The 15,171-nt window shown below is 68.3% G+C and carries 16 protein-coding genes; 6 read left to right on the forward strand and 10 right to left on the reverse strand.

Annotated elements, in window-relative coordinates; genetic code table 11:
- The 8 genes from nuoE to AB0L91_RS19235 all read right to left on the reverse strand — a co-directional run bounded on the left by nuoE (position 1) and on the right by AB0L91_RS19235 (position 6,948).
- The gene (gene nuoE, locus AB0L91_RS19200; RefSeq protein ID WP_365011714.1) at positions 1-702 is read right to left on the reverse strand and encodes an NADH-quinone oxidoreductase subunit NuoE; all 702 of its coding nucleotides are present in this window, start codon (positions 700-702) and stop codon (positions 1-3) included.
- Positions 699-2,012: an NADH dehydrogenase (quinone) subunit D gene (nuoD, locus tag AB0L91_RS19205; RefSeq protein WP_355272053.1), complete on the reverse strand. Its 1,314-nt coding sequence runs from the start codon at positions 2,010-2,012 to the stop codon at positions 699-701. Before nuoD ends, nuoE begins: the two co-directional genes overlap by 4 nt.
- Positions 2,012-2,767, reverse strand: coding sequence for an NADH-quinone oxidoreductase subunit C (locus tag AB0L91_RS19210; RefSeq protein WP_365011716.1), 756 nt, complete (start codon positions 2,765-2,767; stop codon positions 2,012-2,014). Before AB0L91_RS19210 ends, nuoD begins: the two co-directional genes overlap by 1 nt.
- Positions 2,764-3,318, reverse strand: coding sequence for an NADH-quinone oxidoreductase subunit B (locus AB0L91_RS19215; RefSeq protein WP_218720158.1), 555 nt, complete (start codon positions 3,316-3,318; stop codon positions 2,764-2,766). The genes AB0L91_RS19210 and AB0L91_RS19215 overlap by 4 nt, the downstream gene beginning before the upstream one ends.
- 10 nt (positions 3,319-3,328) lie before the next feature.
- Positions 3,329-3,709 (reverse strand): NADH-quinone oxidoreductase subunit A, encoded by a 381-nt coding sequence (locus AB0L91_RS19220; protein WP_355272057.1) that lies wholly within the window; start codon positions 3,707-3,709, stop codon positions 3,329-3,331.
- Positions 3,710-4,080: 371 nt separating this feature from the next.
- Complete coding sequence (locus tag AB0L91_RS19225; RefSeq protein WP_365013636.1) at positions 4,081-4,407, reverse strand: hypothetical protein; 327 nt, start codon at positions 4,405-4,407, stop codon at positions 4,081-4,083.
- Between the two features lie 174 nt (positions 4,408-4,581).
- Positions 4,582-5,661 (reverse strand): hypothetical protein, encoded by a 1,080-nt coding sequence (locus AB0L91_RS19230; protein WP_365011718.1) that lies wholly within the window; start codon positions 5,659-5,661, stop codon positions 4,582-4,584.
- A gap of 93 nt (positions 5,662-5,754) precedes the next feature.
- A complete protein-coding gene (locus AB0L91_RS19235; protein ID WP_365011720.1) occupies positions 5,755-6,948 on the reverse strand; it encodes a hypothetical protein in 1,194 nt (397 codons plus the stop codon).
- Between the two features lie 119 nt (positions 6,949-7,067).
- On the opposite strand from AB0L91_RS19235, the gene AB0L91_RS19240 reads away from it, so the two are divergent.
- Positions 7,068-7,889 (forward strand): TIGR02452 family protein, encoded by an 822-nt coding sequence (locus tag AB0L91_RS19240; protein ID WP_365011722.1) that lies wholly within the window; start codon positions 7,068-7,070, stop codon positions 7,887-7,889.
- A gap of 17 nt (positions 7,890-7,906) precedes the next feature.
- Here AB0L91_RS19240 and AB0L91_RS19245 read toward each other — a convergent pair whose 3' ends face one another.
- Entirely contained in the window at positions 7,907-8,788 is an 882-nt protein-coding gene (locus AB0L91_RS19245) for a LysR family transcriptional regulator (RefSeq protein WP_365011723.1), read from the reverse strand.
- 198 nt (positions 8,789-8,986) lie between these two features.
- Between AB0L91_RS19245 and AB0L91_RS19250 the strand changes: the two genes are divergently transcribed.
- The 5 genes from AB0L91_RS19250 to AB0L91_RS19270 are packed head-to-tail and all read left to right on the forward strand — an operon-like array spanning position 8,987 to position 13,831.
- Entirely contained in the window at positions 8,987-10,429 is a 1,443-nt protein-coding gene (locus tag AB0L91_RS19250; protein WP_357347089.1) for a form I ribulose bisphosphate carboxylase large subunit, read from the forward strand.
- Positions 10,430-10,438: 9 nt separating this feature from the next.
- The gene (locus tag AB0L91_RS19255; RefSeq protein WP_357347087.1) at positions 10,439-10,861 is read left to right on the forward strand and encodes a ribulose bisphosphate carboxylase small subunit; all 423 of its coding nucleotides are present in this window, start codon (positions 10,439-10,441) and stop codon (positions 10,859-10,861) included.
- Positions 10,851-11,870 (forward strand): AAA family ATPase, encoded by a 1,020-nt coding sequence (locus tag AB0L91_RS19260; protein WP_365011725.1) that lies wholly within the window; start codon positions 10,851-10,853, stop codon positions 11,868-11,870. Before AB0L91_RS19255 ends, AB0L91_RS19260 begins: the two co-directional genes overlap by 11 nt.
- The gene (locus AB0L91_RS19265) at positions 11,855-12,943 is read left to right on the forward strand and encodes a class 1 fructose-bisphosphatase (protein ID WP_365011727.1); all 1,089 of its coding nucleotides are present in this window, start codon (positions 11,855-11,857) and stop codon (positions 12,941-12,943) included. The genes AB0L91_RS19260 and AB0L91_RS19265 overlap by 16 nt, the downstream gene beginning before the upstream one ends.
- A gap of 9 nt (positions 12,944-12,952) precedes the next feature.
- Complete coding sequence (locus AB0L91_RS19270; protein ID WP_365011728.1) at positions 12,953-13,831, forward strand: phosphoribulokinase; 879 nt, start codon at positions 12,953-12,955, stop codon at positions 13,829-13,831.
- Positions 13,832-13,850: 19 nt separating this feature from the next.
- Here the strand turns inward: AB0L91_RS19270 and dinB are convergent, their stop codons facing one another.
- Positions 13,851-15,086 carry a DNA polymerase IV gene (gene dinB / locus AB0L91_RS19275; RefSeq protein ID WP_365011729.1) on the reverse strand — a complete coding sequence of 412 codons (1,236 nt, stop codon included), beginning with the start codon at positions 15,084-15,086 and terminating at the stop codon, positions 13,851-13,853.
- Positions 15,087-15,171: the final 85 nt, after the last annotated feature.

A 15,171-nucleotide genomic window follows, 5' to 3' on the forward strand; every position in this document is an offset into this window, starting at 1 on the left:
TCATTCCCCCTGTCCGAGGGAATCGCCCTCTGCGGCAGTGGTTTCCGCGATGTGCAACCCGGCGAGGGTAGCCGCGCCCGGGGCGCCGTCGAGCGCGCCGGGACGTTCGTCGGGGAAGCCGGCGAGGATGCGGGCGGTCTCCCGGAAGGTGCACAGCGGCGCTCCCCGGGTGGGACGCACCTGGTGCCCCGCGCGCAGGGCATCGATGATCGCGCGCGCCGACTCGGGCGTCTGGTTGTCGAAGAACTCCCAGTTGACCATCATCACCGGCGCGTAGTCGCAGGCGGCGTTGCACTCGACGTGCTCGAGGGTGATGGCGCCGTCGGCGGTGGTCTCGCCGTGGTGGATGCCCAGATGGTGTTGCAGCGCTTCGTAGATGGCGTCGCCGCCGAGGACCGCGCACAGCGTGTTGGTGCACACGCCGACGTGGTAGTCGCCGGTCGGTGTGCGCCGGTACATCGAGTAGAACGTCGCGACGGCGGTCACCTCGGCGCCGGTGAGACCGAGATGGTCGGCGCAGAAGTCGATGCCGGTGCCGGTCACGTATCCCTCTTCGGCCTGCACCAGGTGCAGCAGCGGCAGCAGCGCCGAGCGGGGGTGCGGGTACCGGGCGATGATCTCCTTGGCGTCCACTTCGAGCCGCTGCCGCACGTGCGGCGGGTACGGTTCCGGCCTGGTGGTGAGTTTCAGTTCGATCTTCATCGGTCCACTCCGCCCATCACGGGGTCGATGCTGGCGACCGAGGCGATGACGTCGGCGACCATGCCGCCTTCGCACATCGCGGCCACCGCTTGCAGATTGGTGAACGAGGGATCGCGGTAGTGCACCCGGTACGGCCGGGTGCTGCCGTCGCTGACCATGTGCACGCCGAGCTCACCGCGCGGTGACTCCACCGCCGCGTACACCTGGCCCGCGGGTACCCGCATGCCTTCGGTGACGAGCTTGAAGTGATGGATCAGCGACTCCATCGAAGTGCCCATGATCTTGCCGATGTGCTTGGGCGAGTTGCCCAGTCCGTCGGGACCGAGTTGCAGGTCGGCGGGCCAGGCGATCTTCTTGTCGTCGACCATGACCGGGCCGGGCCGCAACCGGTCCAGGCACTGCTCGACGATCTTGAGCGACTCGCGCATCTCGGCGACCCGGATCAGGTAGCGGCCGTAGCAGTCGCACCCGGTGGTGGTCGGGATGTCGAATTCGTAGTTCTCGTAACCGCAGTAGGGCGCCGACTTGCGCAGGTCGTGCGGCAGACCGGTGGCACGCAGGACGGGGCCGGTGATGCCGAGCGCCATGCAGCCGGTGAGGTCGAGGTAGCCGATGTCCTGGGTGCGCTTCTTCCAGATCGGGTTGGCGCTGAGCAGGTGCTCCATGTCGCGCAACCGGCCCGGCATGATCTCCAGGAGCTCACGCACCTTGGTGACGCCGTCGTCGGGCAGGTCCTGGGCGAGGCCGCCGGGACGGATGAACGCGTGGTTCATCCGCAGGCCGGTGATGGTCTCGAACACGTCGAGGATCAGTTCGCGTTCGCGGAAGCCGAACAGCATCGGGGTGAGCGCGCCGAGTTCCATGCCGCCGGTCGCGAGGGCGACCAGGTGCGAGGAGATCCGGTTGAGCTCCATCAGCATGACGCGCACGACGGTGGCGCGTTCGGGGATCTGCTCGGTGATGTCGAGCAGCTTCTCCACGCCGAGGCAGTAGGCGGTCTCGTTGAAGAAGGGGGACAGGTAGTCCATCCGGGTCACGAAGGTGACGCCCTGGGTCCAGGTACGGAACTCCAGGTTCTTCTCGATCCCGGTGTGCAGGTAGCCGATGCCACAGCGGGCCTCGGTGACGGTCTCGCCTTCGATCTCGAGGATCAGGCGCAGCACGCCGTGCGTCGACGGGTGCTGCGGGCCCATGTTGACGACGATGCGTTCTTCGCCGCCGCCCTCGATCACTTCGCTGACCTGGTCCCAGTCCTGGCCTGCGACGGTGACGACCTGCGGTTCGTCGCGGCGGAAATCGGTGTCGGTCATCAGCTGTAGGTCCTCCGCTCGTCGGGCGGCGGTATCCGCGCGCCCTTGTACTCCACCGGGATCCCGCCGAGCGGGTAGTCCTTGCGCTGCGGATGGCCGCGCCAGTCGTCGGGCATGGTGATGCGGGTGAGGGAGGGATGCCCGTCGAAGAGGATGCCGAAGAAGTCGTAGGTCTCGCGTTCGTGCCAGTCGGTGGTCGGATACACCGCGAACAGCGAGGGGATGTGCGGATCGGCGTCGGGGGCCGACACTTCCAGCCGGATCCGCCGGTTGTGGGTGATCGACATGAGGTGGTAGACCGCGTGCAGTTCGCGGCCCTCGTCGTCGGGGTAGTGCACGCCGTTGACGCCCAGGCACAGTTCGAAGCGCAGCGAGGTGTCGTCGCGCAGCGCGCTCGCGACGGCGACCAGGTGCTCACGCCGGACGTGCAGGGTGATCTCGTCGCGGAAGACGACGATCTTCTCGATCACGGTGTCGAACGCGATCACCCGGTGGGTCAGCGCGGCGCGCAGGGTGCCGACGAACGCGTCGAACCAGCCGCCGTAGGGCGGCGGGGTGCCCGCGGGCAGCGCGACGGGCGTGACCAGACCGCCGTAGCCCGAGGTGTCACCGGTACCGGTGACACCGAACATGCCTCGGCGGGTGCCGATCACCTCGTCCTCGGGTGCCGCGGGCGGCCTCGGCGTGGCGGGTGTGTCGTCCGGAATGTCTTGTCCCGCAGTGCTGTCGGCGTTGTCGGGAGCGTCGAAGGTCATCGCAGCAGGCCCTCCATCCGGATGGTCGGCGTGCTGGCCAGCGCGGCCTGTTCGGCGGCCCGGATCGCTTCCTCGCGGTTGACGCCCATCGGCGTCTCGGCGATCTTGGCGTGCAGCGCGAGGATCGCGTTGAGCAGCATCTCCGGGCGCGGCGGGCAGCCGGGCAGGTAGATGTCGACGGGGACGATGTGGTCGACGCCCTGCACGATCGCGTAGTTGTTGAACATGCCGCCCGAGGAGGCGCACACGCCCATGGCGAGTACCCATTTCGGCTCGGTCATCTGGTCGTAGACCTGGCGCAGGACCGGCGCCATCTTCTGGCTCACCCGGCCCGCCACGATCATCAGATCGGCCTGGCGCGGGGAGGCGCGGAACGCCTCCATGCCGAAGCGGGCGATATCGAATCGTCCCGCGCCGGTGGCCATCATCTCGATCGCGCAGCAGGCCAGGCCGAACGTCGCGGGCCAGACCGAGCCCTTACGCAGGTAGCCGGCGAAATCTTCCACGGTGCTCAGCAGGAACCCGCTGGGCAGTTTCTCTTCGAGACCCATTATTTCCCACTCATTCCCAGCTGAGGCCGCCGCGCCGCCACTCGTAGGCGTAGGCGACCGACACATTGACGATGAACAGCGCCATCGCGGCGAGACCGAAGAGCCCGAGCGCATCGAAGTGCACGGCCCACGGGTAGAGGAACACGATCTCGATGTCGAAGATGATGAACAACATCGCGGTGAGGTAGTACTTCACCGGAAAGCGCTGTCCCGTGGCGTTTCCGGGGCCACCCGCGATGGCGTGCGGGGTCGGCTCGATGCCGCATTCGTAGGGTTCCAGCTTGGCCCGGTTGCGCCGCTTCGGGCCGATCAGCGCCGCCATGATGACGGAGAACACCGCGAACGCGGCGGCGATGGCGCCGAGAACGAGCGCGGGCACCTCGATATTCACGACTGCTTTCCCCTCCTCGCTGGAGCAGGTCGAGCCGTGTGGCCCGGCCGCGGACGGCAGCTTTGGCGAGACGGGGCCGACAACGTTGTCCGCCGATACGGGGCTCGCGCAAGGCTGTGCAGCGATGGCGGAGCGTTATACAGGAGCCCGCGCTCGTGTGAGCTAGAGCACAGACTACCGCCGTTGCTGGGGCGCGCCGCGCGTTTCCGGGGTGGGCTTTGATCGATTTCGATACAGCGATTCATGAGCGATCCGGGGGTAATCCCGGATCGGCGCACGCCACGTAACCACTGGTGTTACCAGTGGTAATAGGCAGAACTGTGGGGCGTGGGACTATCCGCGGGGGCGGGACGATGCCCGGAGGTCGCCGATCAGCGGGCGAGCAGGATGCTGGTGACCGCGTGGGTGAGCTGCATGGGGTCGATCGGGTGCGAGACCGCGGCCTCGGCGCGCGACCAGTTCGCCAGCCAGGCGTCGTCGGGCCTGCCGGTCAGCACGACCACCGGCGGGCACTCGTCGATCTCGTCCTTGAGCTGCTTGGCGATGCCGAGGCCGCCCGCGGGCGCGGACTCCCCGTCCAGGACCGCCAGATCGATCCCCCCCGCGTCCATCTGTTCGATGACCACGGGTGCCGTGGCCACCTCGAAGAAGTCGAGCTCCGGCAGATCGGGGCGCGGCTTACGGCCCAGCGCCAGCATCACCTGTTGCCTGGTGTCGGCATCGTTGCTGTAGACCAGCACACGCAGCGGGGTGGAACCATTCGATTCGGCCACGCTCGGATCGTACGTCCGCGCGGGCGCGCGGCGTGGCAGGTTCGCCGGATCGGCCGGTTGGCCTGCGGGGCAAGCGAGTCCACCGCGGGCCCGCGACGGCTACCAGTCGCCGTCCTCGACCTTCTTGCCGCCCAGCGGGATCACCGGAAGTGGTTGCTCGAGCGGCGGATTGGGCTGCTCGTCGGCCAGCCACGCACCGGTGGGCTTCACCCCGGCGAGCTCGGCCGAAGGGGCCAGGTCTTCGGCGTCGGCGGCGTAGTAGTCGAACCAGGGCAGATTGTGCTCGGCGTAGGCCTGGGCCGTGATCGGCGTCGGCGGGGCCGGTTCACCCGTGATCTGCTGCCATTCGGCCGCCGAAGCGAGGTGGACGAAGACGCGGCCGTCGGCCTCGGCGTGATAGTCCTCGACCGGCCTGCGGTCGGCGAAGATCTCCTGCCGCATGGTGCCACCCGCGCCGAGCCCCATCTTCCTGGCCGCTCCACGCATCCGGGCGGCCCCTGCGGGCGCCGCGGGCGGCGGCCCACCCGGCGCCGGACCGGAATACATCGCCCCGGCCGCTGGCGCGCTCACCGGCATCGGCGCACCGTACACCGGCTCACCGGACTGCCAGGGCGGGACGGTGCGCGCGGCGCGCTGCCGGGCTTCCTCGGCAGCACGCCAAGCAGCACGGGCGGCGTCGGTGAGCCCGTGGACGGCCAGTTGCACGCCACCCCACTGTTCGACCCCGGTGACCTGACCTTCGACGGTCGCGCCGAGCCCGAGCGGCACCGCGACGAACTGGCGGACGGTGCCGTCGCCGGAGTTGATGCCGTCCATCCACGGCTGCTGGGGCAGGGCGAGATAGTTCTGCGGGTCCTGGCCGATGGTGTCGCTCCACGGTTTCCCGGAGACCGCGCAGATCTTGCCGACGCCGACCTTGAGCGCGGTGGGCGCGCTCGCGGAGAAGCGCAGCCACAGGGCTTCACGCTGATACACCGGCAGCATGACCCCGCCGCGTGTGCGCCACTCCTCGGGCACGGTGTCCGGGTAGTCGGCGACGCGGCGCAGCGGAAAGCTGCCGAGTCCGGGCGGCAGCGGATAGGCGCCCGTCTCGGGCAAGCGCAAGGTACGGATGAACGTCACCCGGACGCCGCCCGGCAGTTCGAGCGCGTCTCCCGACAGCGTCACTTCCGTTGCCATGCCCCACCCCTTCGTTTCGATTGTGCGCAGACGATGGACCGCCCCTGGCGACGACGGTACCCGCGGCGACCATGGCCGTCCACGGCGTTGTCGTCAGTACCTCGGCGGCAGTCCGAACTCGGCGCGGATGCCCGCGAACAAGACCTCGACCCGGTCGCCGAAGGTGATCGCGGCTTCGTTCAGGCCCGCGAGCGCACCCTGCAGCGGATCGGCGAGGCGCGCGTGGAACAGGGTGTTGACGGCGAAATGCGGGCGGCTGATATTGCCGCGGTCGTAGGGATTTCGGCGGCGTGCGGGCAGATCACCGTCTACCCGGAGGACGGACCGGAACTGCGCCGCGCCGGGGCCGTACTCGTCCTCGTCCAGCCGGGCGAACGTCGCGGCCGCGTCCTGGAAGTGCTCGGGGAACGGGTCACCAGAACGCAGGGCGGCGAGCGCGGGACGGACCCACGGGCGGTCGGCGAGCCCGGCGTACTCGTAGGCCCGCTCGGCGCAGAACACGCTCAACGCCCGGAGTTGCTCGACATCCATCCCGGCGATCGACTCGGCGAGCGCGCGGTCGTATCCGGCGAGATCGCGGGCGCAGTAGATGTCGGCGAGCGCGGCGATCGGCTCGCCGCCCCATTCTTCCCTGGCACGCTCCGCCGCCTGTTCCCACTGCCGTGCTTGGTCGTCCGGCGCTGAGCCCTCGGTGGCGAACGGGATCACGAGGTGCGCGGACGCGGCCGTCGTTCCGCTCGGGAGTGTGACGCCGGAATCGATGCGCGGCAGTGCGCTGGACGAGTCGGCTGCGAGATCGGGGTCGACCCAGACCCGTGGTGTTCGCAGCGCGCTGCCGTCGTCGGGCCAGCAGCGAATCCGCCAATGATCGCCCGGCGTGGTGGTGCCCGGCCAGCCGTATCCGACGAAGCCGGTGCCCGCGATCTCGACGATGTAGTCGCCCGGCGGCACCGGCGCGGACTCCCAGGTGTCCACCGGCGAACTGATGTTCAGTCCGTACTCGCCGATGTGCAGCCGGGCTTCGCTGATCTGTTGCCAGTCGTCCTCGTCGGCCGGGGGACGTGTCGCCCACACCTGCACCACCACGGGCATCTCGAAGTTGTTCTGGTGCGGACTGCACACCACGACGGTGTGTCCGTCACCGGCGGACGGACCGGTGGCGAGCGCCGCTTCCAGCAGGGCCAGTTCGGCGTCCTCCTCGCCCTCGCCGCCGTGGAGCACGAATTGGCCGTAGTCGAGGGCCAATTCCAGGTGGTGTTCCAGCACGGGTTCCAGGTCGCGGGTCATGAGCGGCATCGTGACACGGTGTACCGACACCCTGCTCCGGCCAGCCGGTCGGCATAGTTGTTGTTATCGAGACAAAAACCAGTGGCGGGGCGACGGTCTCGCCGGTTACGGTCACGACGATGACGAAGAAATGGCACCACGTGGCCGTGGTGAACGAGGAAATCGCCGAACGAGGCACCTACCGGACCGCCGCGGGAGTGGCCGTCGACGTCGGTCCGGAACTGGCGGCGGCGCGAGGCGGAACGGTGTCCTACACGCCGACGCTCTTGGACGAGATGATCCGAACGCCGACACCCGGTTCCGGCCCGACGAGCATCGACGTGACCGGCGAAGGCAGCGTGGCGGCCGCCCGGCGACTGCACTGCGAGGAAAACGGCGGGCGGATCGGAATACTCAACTTCGCCTCGGCACGGAACCCTGGAGGTGGCTACCTCAGGGGCGCGCGAGCCCAGGAGGAGGACCTGTGCCGGAGCGCGCTGCTCTACACCTGCCTCATCGAGGCGACGGATTACTATGCGGCGCATCGCTCGTCGTCGGATCTGGCCTACAGCCACCGGGTGATCGTCTCGCCTGATGTGCCGGTCATCCGTGACGACGAGGACGCGCTGAGCGAACCGTTTCCGGTGACCTTCCTGACCTCGCCCGCCCCCAACGCCGGCGAACTGGCCCGTCGGGCGGTGACCGTCGACCTGCCCCTGCTGTTGGCCGAGCGAGCCGAACGGGTGGTCGCCGCCGCGGCGCGGCACGAGGTGCGCACCCTGGTGCTCGGCGCGTGGGGCTGCGGCGTGTTCCGCAACGATCCCGTCCAGGTGGCTGACGCCTTCGCCGCGGCGCTGGAGCAGTGGGGCGCGGCGTTCGATCGGGTCGTGTTCGCCGTGTGGGATCGGGCGGCGGTATCGGCCAATCGCACAGCCTTCGACGCCCGCTTCGCCGCCCGATAACGCCCGAAAACAGCCCGCTAGGGCCCGATCGCGGCGTGGAAGGCGTCGGTTCCGGTCTCGAGCGGGTCGATCAGGTGCGCCAGGAACAAGCGGGTGGCCGGGGTGGGGGTCGGCGTCGTGACCGCGTGCCAGGCCCGGTCCAGCGGGGTCCCGGGCACGTCGATCGTGTGCAGCGCACCGGATTCCAGATGCTCGCCGACGGCATCGGAATGAATGAGGGTGATGCCCAGCCCCTCACGGGCGGCGGCGATGACCGCGCCGTGCGAACCCAGTGTCAGGGTGGGGGGATCGATCTGGAGCCGGTCGAGTAGCGCGAGGGTCGCTTCCCGGGTGCCCGAGCCGTTGCCGCGCAGCAGCCAGGTGTCGTGGCGTGGATCGTGGGCATCGTTCGCGCCGACGACGACGAGCGTGCTCGGCCGCCGGGCCTGGATGACCAGATTCGCCGCGTGCGGGGGACGGCCCGCGATGACGAGATCGGTCTCGTGGTGCTGCAATTCGAGAAACAGCACGTCACGGGGCTGAATCGACAGGCTCAGTTCCACATCGGGATAGCGGTGCCGGAACGAGGCCAGCGGGCGCAGCACCACCGATTCACCCGCCGTGGCGACGACGCCGATGCGGAGCCTGCCCGCCTCGGCCTGGCGGACCGCGGCGTGCGCTTCCTTCATCAGACCCAGGATTCCGCGGCAGTACTCGGCGTAGACCCGGCCCGCTTCGGTCAGCGCGATCCCACGCCCCGATCGGGTGATCAGTTTGGCGCCGAGCTGCTTCTCGACATGGGCGACGGCGGCGGAGACGGCCGCCTCGGTGACGTGCAGCTGAGCGGCCGCGCGGCGCACGCTGCCGAGCCGGGCCACCGCGAGGAAGGTTTCCATCCGTCCCGCGCTCACCCTGCCCATTACCCGACGGTAGCAAACTCAACGTTTCGGTTGAGCGTTCCCAGAAACATTCACATTGTTTGCTGCCCGGCCGGGCCTCATCCTGGAATTCGCAAGGCGTACACCGGATTCCACCGCCGGTGAAGTCAGGGCCCGGAGGCGGTAGCTTGCGTCACCATGGAGGGCCCCTGAACCGGCGAATCAGGTACAGGAGGAACGATGGCGGAAGAAACCGAACGGGATCGTTGGGATCCGGGCGTACAGTCCTACGCGTCGATGGGATATTACGCGCCCGACTACGTGCCTTCGGAGACCGATGTGCTCGCGGTGTTCCGGGTGACGCCGCAGCGCGGAGTCGACCCGATCGAAGCGGCGGCCGCTGTCGCGGGTGAATCCTCCACGGCGACATGGACTGTCGTGTGGACCGACCGCCTCACCGCGCATTCGAAGTATCAGGCCAAGTGCTACCGGATCGACGAGGTGCCGGGCAGGCCGGGTGAGTACTTCGCCTACATCGCCTACGATCTGGATCTTTTCGAGGAAGGGTCGATCACCAACCTGACCTCCTCGATCATCGGCAATGTGTTCGGATTCAAACCGCTGCTCGCGCTGCGGCTCGAGGACATGCGTATTCCGGTGGCCTATGTCAAGACCTTCCAGGGCCCACCGCACGGCACGGTGATGGAACGCGAATATCTCAACAAATACGGCAGGCCGCTCCTGGGCGCGACGGTGAAACCGAAACTCGGTTTGTCCGCCCGGAATTACGGCCGGGTGATCTACGAGGCCTGCAAGGGGGGTCTCGACTTCACCAAGGACGACGAGAACATCAACTCCCAGCCGTTCATGCGCTGGCGCGACCGGTACCTGTTCGCGATGGAGGGCGTGAACCGGGCGATGGCCGAGACCGGCGAGATCAAGGGCCACTACCTCAACGTCACCGCCGCGTCCATGGAGGACATGTACGAGCGGGCCGAGTTCGCCAAGGAACTCGGATCGGTGGTCATCATGATGGACCTCACCGTCGGCTACACCGCCATGCAGTCGATGTCGAAGTGGGCGCGACGCAACGGGGTCCTGCTGCACCTGCACCGGGCCGGGCACTCGACGTTCACCCGGCAGAAGACGCACGGCGTGAGTTTCCGGGTGCTGGCCAAGTGGTGCCGGCTGATCGGCGTCGACCACGTCCACGCGGGCACCGTGGTGGGCAAGCTGGAGGGCGATCCGGCGACCACGCGGGGGTTCTACGACACGTTGCGGGAGAACCACATTCCCACCGATCTCGGCAACGGCATCTTCTTCGACCAGGACTGGGCCAGCCTGCCCGGTGTCATGCCGGTGGCTTCGGGCGGTATCCACGCCGGGCAGATGCATCAGCTGCTCGATCTGTTCGGCGACGACGTCATCCTGCAGTTCGGTGGCGGCACCATCGGCCATCCGCTGGGCATCGCGGCGGGGGCCGAGGCCAACCGGGTGGCGCTGGAGGCGGTCGTCAAGGCTCGCAACGAGGGTCGCGACCTGCTCAAGGAGGGCCCGGACGTGCTGCGCGCCGCGGCCTCGACCTGCCGTCCACTGGAGGTCGCGCTGTCGACCTGGGGTGATGTCACCTTCGATTACACGTCCACCGACGCACCCGACGCGGTGCCGACGCCGAGCCTGTAGGGAGCAACCATGTATCTGCGACACGGGACGTTCTCGTATCTGCCCGAGCTCACCGACACCGAGATCGCCGCCCAGGTGCGCTACGCGCTGCTCAACAACTGGCCGATCTCGGTCGAGTACACCGACGACCCGCACCCGCGCAACACCTACTGGGAGATGTGGGGGTTGCCGCTGTTCGACCTCGACGAACCCGACGGGGTGATGGCCGAGATCAACGCCTGCCGGGCGACCTTCCCCCGACACTACGTGCGGGTCACCGCCTACGACGCGACCTACACGAAACAGACGACGGCGCTGAGCTTCCTGGTGCAGCGTCCCGCGGACGAGCCCGGTTTCGAGCTGGCGCGCACCGAGGGACCGGATCGGCGCCAGATCTACAGCATGCGGTCCTACGCCACCGATCGTCCGCAGGGACAGCGGTATGGCGGCTGACGGGTCCGCTGCCGGATTCCGGTTGCCGCGGCCGGGCGTCGATGACGCCCGGCCGTCGCGCCCGCCCGCTGAGGGCGTCACCGCGACCGAGGAACTGCTGAGCGAGGACGCGCTGTTGGACCTTTCCCTCGATGTGGCCGGGCACGACGTGGCCGAGACGCTGGCCGCGTTGGACGCCGAGCTGATCGGCCTGGCGAATGTGAAGGAACGGGTGCGCGAGATCGCCGCGCTGCTGATGATCGATCGGGCGCGGCGGCGGTTCGGGCTCGAATCGTCGCGCCCGACCATGCACATGAGCTTCACCGGTGGGCCGGGCACCGGCAAGACGACGGTGGCGTTGCGGATGGCGCAGATGCTGCACGCGCTGGGCTACATCCGCAAACCCAAGGTGCACACGGTGACCCGTGACGACCTGGTCGGCCAGTTCATCGGCCACACCGCACCCAAGACCAAGGAGGCGATCGCCAAGGCCGCGGGCGGGGTGCTGTTCATCGATGAGGCCTACTACCTGTTCCGGCCGGAGAACGAGCGCGACTACGGGCAGGAGGTGATCGAGATCCTGCTGCAGGAGATGGAGAGCGAGCGGGCGAGTCTGGTCGTCATCTTCGCCGGCTATCCCGACCGGATGGACCGGTTCTTCTCGGCCAATCCGGGGCTGTCCTCCCGGGTGCCCCATCACCTGGAGTTCGCCGACTACACCCACGACGAGCTGATGGGCATCGCCGAACTCATGGTGGCGGGCGAGAACTTCCGGTTCGACGCCGCCGCGCACGTGGCGTTCTCGGAGTACCTGACGGTGCGGATGACCAGGCCGCGGTTCTCCAACGCGCGCAGTGTGCGCAACGCGATCGATCGGTGCCGGTTGCGGCAGGCCAAGCGACTGGTGGAGGCGGCGCGGCCGCTGTCACGGACCGACCTGATCACCCTGTGTGACCGGGACGTGTACGGCAGCAGCGTGTTCGACGAGACGGTGCAGGAGGTGGCCACGACGCCATGCCGAACGGATTGAAGACGCTCACCCGCTACACGATCGAGGAGGAACATCGGCATCCCGGCTCGTCGGGGGAGTTCTCGGCGCTGGTCAACGTGGTGGCCACGGCCACGAAGATCATCGCCAATCAGGTGACCCGTGGCGCGATCATCAGCTCGACCAGCGACGCGGAGCCGCTGTCGGTGAGTGCGCGCCTGGATGTGCTGACCGACGAGATCATGGTCGCGCAGACGCAGTGGACCGGGCATCTGTCGGGGCTGCTGTCCGAGCGCCGCGCCACGGCGCTGCCGGTGCCCGCCACGCAGCGGCGCGGCAAGTATCTGCTGGCCTACGACGCGCTGGACGGGTCGAGCAATATCGATGTGAACCTGCCCGTCGGTTCGATCTTCAGCATTCTGCGCGCGCCGCAGGAGGTGCTCGACGGGACGGCGGAACCGGTCGACGCGGATTTCCTGCAGCCGGGGGTGCGCCAGGTCTGTGCCGGGTTCACCCTCTACGGGCCCGCGACCATGCTGGTGCTCACCACCGGCAGCGGCGTGGACGGGTTCACCCTCGATCGGGAGATCGGCGCGTTCGTGCTGACCCACCCGCGCATGCGCATCCCCGAGGACACCGCGGGATTCGCGATCAATGCCGCCAACGAGCGGTTCTGGGAGCGGCCGGTGCGCCGCTATGTGCAGGAATGTCTGCAGGGGTTGGACGGACCGCGGGGCCGGGATTTCAATATGCGCTGGGTCGCGTCGCTGGTGGCCGACACGTTCCACATCCTGACCAGGGGCGGGGTGTACCTCTATCCGCGCGACACCCGCAATCCCGCCCGCCCGGGGCGGGTTTCCCTGCTGTACGGGGCGAATCCGATCGCGTTCATCGTCGAGCAGGCGGGCGGGGCGGCCACCACCGGGCACGACCGGGTGATGCTCGTGCCGCCCGCGGAGGTGCATCAGCGGGTGCCGTTCATCTTCGGTTCCCGCACCGAGGTCCTGCGCATCGAGCGCTACCACTCCGAGCCGGACGCGGGCCCGAGCTTCGACAGTTCGCTGTTCGGCACGCGGTCACTGTTCCGTCCGGCCAAGCACGACCAGCGCACTTAGGAGTCGCCCATGTCGGTCAAGCATCCCGTTGTCGCGATCACCGGGTCCTCCGGCGCGGGAACGACCAGCGTCACCCGCACGTTCGAGGAGATCTTCCGCCGCGAGGGGATCAGCGCCGTGGTGGTGGAGGGTGATTCGTTCCACCGGTACGACCGCTCGGAAATGAAGGTCGCGATGGCCGAGGCCGAGCAGCAACGCAATACGACGTTCTCGCATTTCGGCGAGGACGCCAATCTGCTGCCCGAATTGGAGGCACTGTTCCGCGAATACGGTGAATCGGGGGTGGGGCAGGTGCGCAGATACCTGCACGACGACGAGGAGGCGAAACCCTACGGGCAGCCGGCGGGCACGTTCACCCCGTGGGAGGATCTGGCGCCCGGCAGCGACCTGTTGTTCTACGAGGGATTGCACGGCGCGGCCGTCACCGACGCCGTCGATGTCGCCCAATACACCGATCTGCTGGTGGGGGTGGTGCCGATCATCAATCTCGAGTGGATTCAGAAGGTGTACCGGGACAAGACTCATCGCGGGTATTCCAGTGAGGCGGTGATCGATACGATCCTGCGCCGGATGCCGGACTACGTGAAATACATCTGTCCGCAGTTCTCGCGGACCTATGTGAACTTCCAGCGGGTGCCGACCGTCGACACGTCGAATCCGTTCATCGCGCGCAGCATTCCCACGGCCGACGAGAGTTTCGTGGTGATCCGGTTCGCCGACCCGAAGGTGATCGATTTCCCGTATCTGCTGTCGATGCTGCACGACTCGTTCATGTCGCGGCCGAATTGCATCGTGGTACCCGGCGGCAAGATGGAACTGGCGATGCAGCTGATCTTCACCCCGCTCATCCTGCGCTTGATGGACAAACGGCCCAAACGATTCGTGTGAGGTCGAGGGTGCGGGCCTGTCAGTCCGGGAGCATCGGGACCGACAGGCCCTCACCGCTGTTGAGCAGTGCGGCGCGGGTGACGGCGGCCGAGCCGAACCGGCGGCGCAGGTCGTCGAGGGTGGCGTCGAGTGTGTTCTCGGCGCGGGGTTCCAGGGGGAGGGTGAGTTGCATGGTGTCGGCGTCGTCGAGGTTGGTCAGTGACAGGCCGATGAGGGTGATGCCGCGTTCGGTGATCAGGGGCTGGGCGGTGTCGAGCAGCAGGCGGGCGGCGTGGCGCAGCGACGCGGTGGCGTCGGTGGCCTCGACCAGGGTGTGCGAGCGGGTCGCGCGGGTGAAGTCGTCGAAGCGTAATCGCAGGATGACGGTGCGGCACACGCGCTCCGCGGCGCGCAGCCGGCGACCGAGCCGGTCGGTGAGACCGTCGAGGTAGGCGGCGATCTCCTCCGGGGTGCGGTGGCGGCGGCCCAGGGCGCGCTGCGCGCCGATCGAGCGCCGGCGTTTCCCGGTCTCCACGCGCCGGGGATCGCGACCCCACGACAGTGCGAACAGGTGCCGTGCCGCGCCCGGCCCGAGGATGGCGCGCAGATGTGGTTCGCCGAGTTCGGCGAGCTGCCCGACCCGAGTGATGCCGTTCTCGTGCAGAGTCGCGGCGGTCACCACGCCGACGCCCCATAATCGTTCGACCGGCAGCGGGTGCAGGAAGTCGAGTTCACGGCCGGGCTCCACCAGCCGCAAGCCGTCGGGTTTGGCCACCGCCGAGGCCACCTTGGCCAGGAATTTGTTGCGGGCGATACCGACCGAGATCGGCAGCCCGACCTCGCTGCTGATCCGGGCCCGCAGGGCGTGCGCGATCTCGATCGGCGCGCCGCTGATCCGCCGCAGCCCGCCGACGTCGAGGAACGCCTCGTCGATCGAGATGCCCTCCACGATCGGGGTGGTGTCGTGGAAGACCGCGAACACCGCCTTGCTCGCCGCGGCATAGGCCGACATCCGCGGCGGCACGACCACCGCGTGCGGGCACAGGCGCAAGGCCTGGCCCGCGTTCATCGGGGTCCGGATGCCGAAGGCCTTGGCCTCGTAGCTCGCGGCCAGCACCACCCCGCCACCCACGATGACGGGTTTGCCCCGCAACCACGGCTGATCGCGTTGCTCGACCGAGGCGTAGAAGGAATCCAGGTCGGCATGCAGGATCGACGCCTCGGCGCGGGTCTGGATGCGCGGGCGGCGGGTGGGAACGGAGTCGGACACGAACATATGTTCGCATCGGGGTACGACAGAAAGGGTTGCCGCGCGATAGCGGTCTCACCGCGGCCCAGCCGGTAGTGTGAAGCCGGTTTCG

The sequence above is a fragment of the Nocardia sp. NPDC051833 genome (assembly GCF_040681225.1).
In the GTDB taxonomy this organism is placed as follows: domain Bacteria; phylum Actinomycetota; class Actinomycetes; order Mycobacteriales; family Mycobacteriaceae; genus Nocardia.

Bases quoted from the DNA above. Each gene is read 5' to 3' on its own strand.
- nuoE (WP_365011714.1), bottom strand. From the start codon at position 702: ATGAAGATCGAACTGAAACTCACCACCAGGCCGGAACCGTACCCGCCG.
- nuoD (WP_355272053.1), bottom strand. From the start codon at position 2,012: ATGACCGACACCGATTTCCGCCGCGACGAACCGCAGGTCGTCACCGTC.
- AB0L91_RS19210 (WP_365011716.1), bottom strand. From the start codon at position 2,767: ATGACCTTCGACGCTCCCGACAACGCCGACAGCACTGCGGGACAAGAC.
- AB0L91_RS19215 (WP_218720158.1), bottom strand. From the start codon at position 3,318: ATGGGTCTCGAAGAGAAACTGCCCAGCGGGTTCCTGCTGAGCACCGTG.
- AB0L91_RS19225 (WP_365013636.1), bottom strand. From the start codon at position 4,407: ATGCTGGCGCTGGGCCGTAAGCCGCGCCCCGATCTGCCGGAGCTCGAC.
- AB0L91_RS19230 (WP_365011718.1), bottom strand. From the start codon at position 5,661: ATGGCAACGGAAGTGACGCTGTCGGGAGACGCGCTCGAACTGCCGGGC.
- AB0L91_RS19235 (WP_365011720.1), bottom strand. From the start codon at position 6,948: ATGACCCGCGACCTGGAACCCGTGCTGGAACACCACCTGGAATTGGCC.
- AB0L91_RS19240 (WP_365011722.1), top strand. From the start codon at position 7,068: ATGACGAAGAAATGGCACCACGTGGCCGTGGTGAACGAGGAAATCGCC.
- AB0L91_RS19245 (WP_365011723.1), bottom strand. From the start codon at position 8,788: ATGGGCAGGGTGAGCGCGGGACGGATGGAAACCTTCCTCGCGGTGGCC.
- AB0L91_RS19250 (WP_357347089.1), top strand. From the start codon at position 8,987: ATGGCGGAAGAAACCGAACGGGATCGTTGGGATCCGGGCGTACAGTCC.
- AB0L91_RS19255 (WP_357347087.1), top strand. From the start codon at position 10,439: ATGTATCTGCGACACGGGACGTTCTCGTATCTGCCCGAGCTCACCGAC.
- AB0L91_RS19260 (WP_365011725.1), top strand. From the start codon at position 10,851: ATGGCGGCTGACGGGTCCGCTGCCGGATTCCGGTTGCCGCGGCCGGGC.
- AB0L91_RS19265 (WP_365011727.1), top strand. From the start codon at position 11,855: ATGCCGAACGGATTGAAGACGCTCACCCGCTACACGATCGAGGAGGAA.
- AB0L91_RS19270 (WP_365011728.1), top strand. From the start codon at position 12,953: ATGTCGGTCAAGCATCCCGTTGTCGCGATCACCGGGTCCTCCGGCGCG.
- dinB (WP_365011729.1), bottom strand. From the start codon at position 15,086: ATGTTCGTGTCCGACTCCGTTCCCACCCGCCGCCCGCGCATCCAGACC.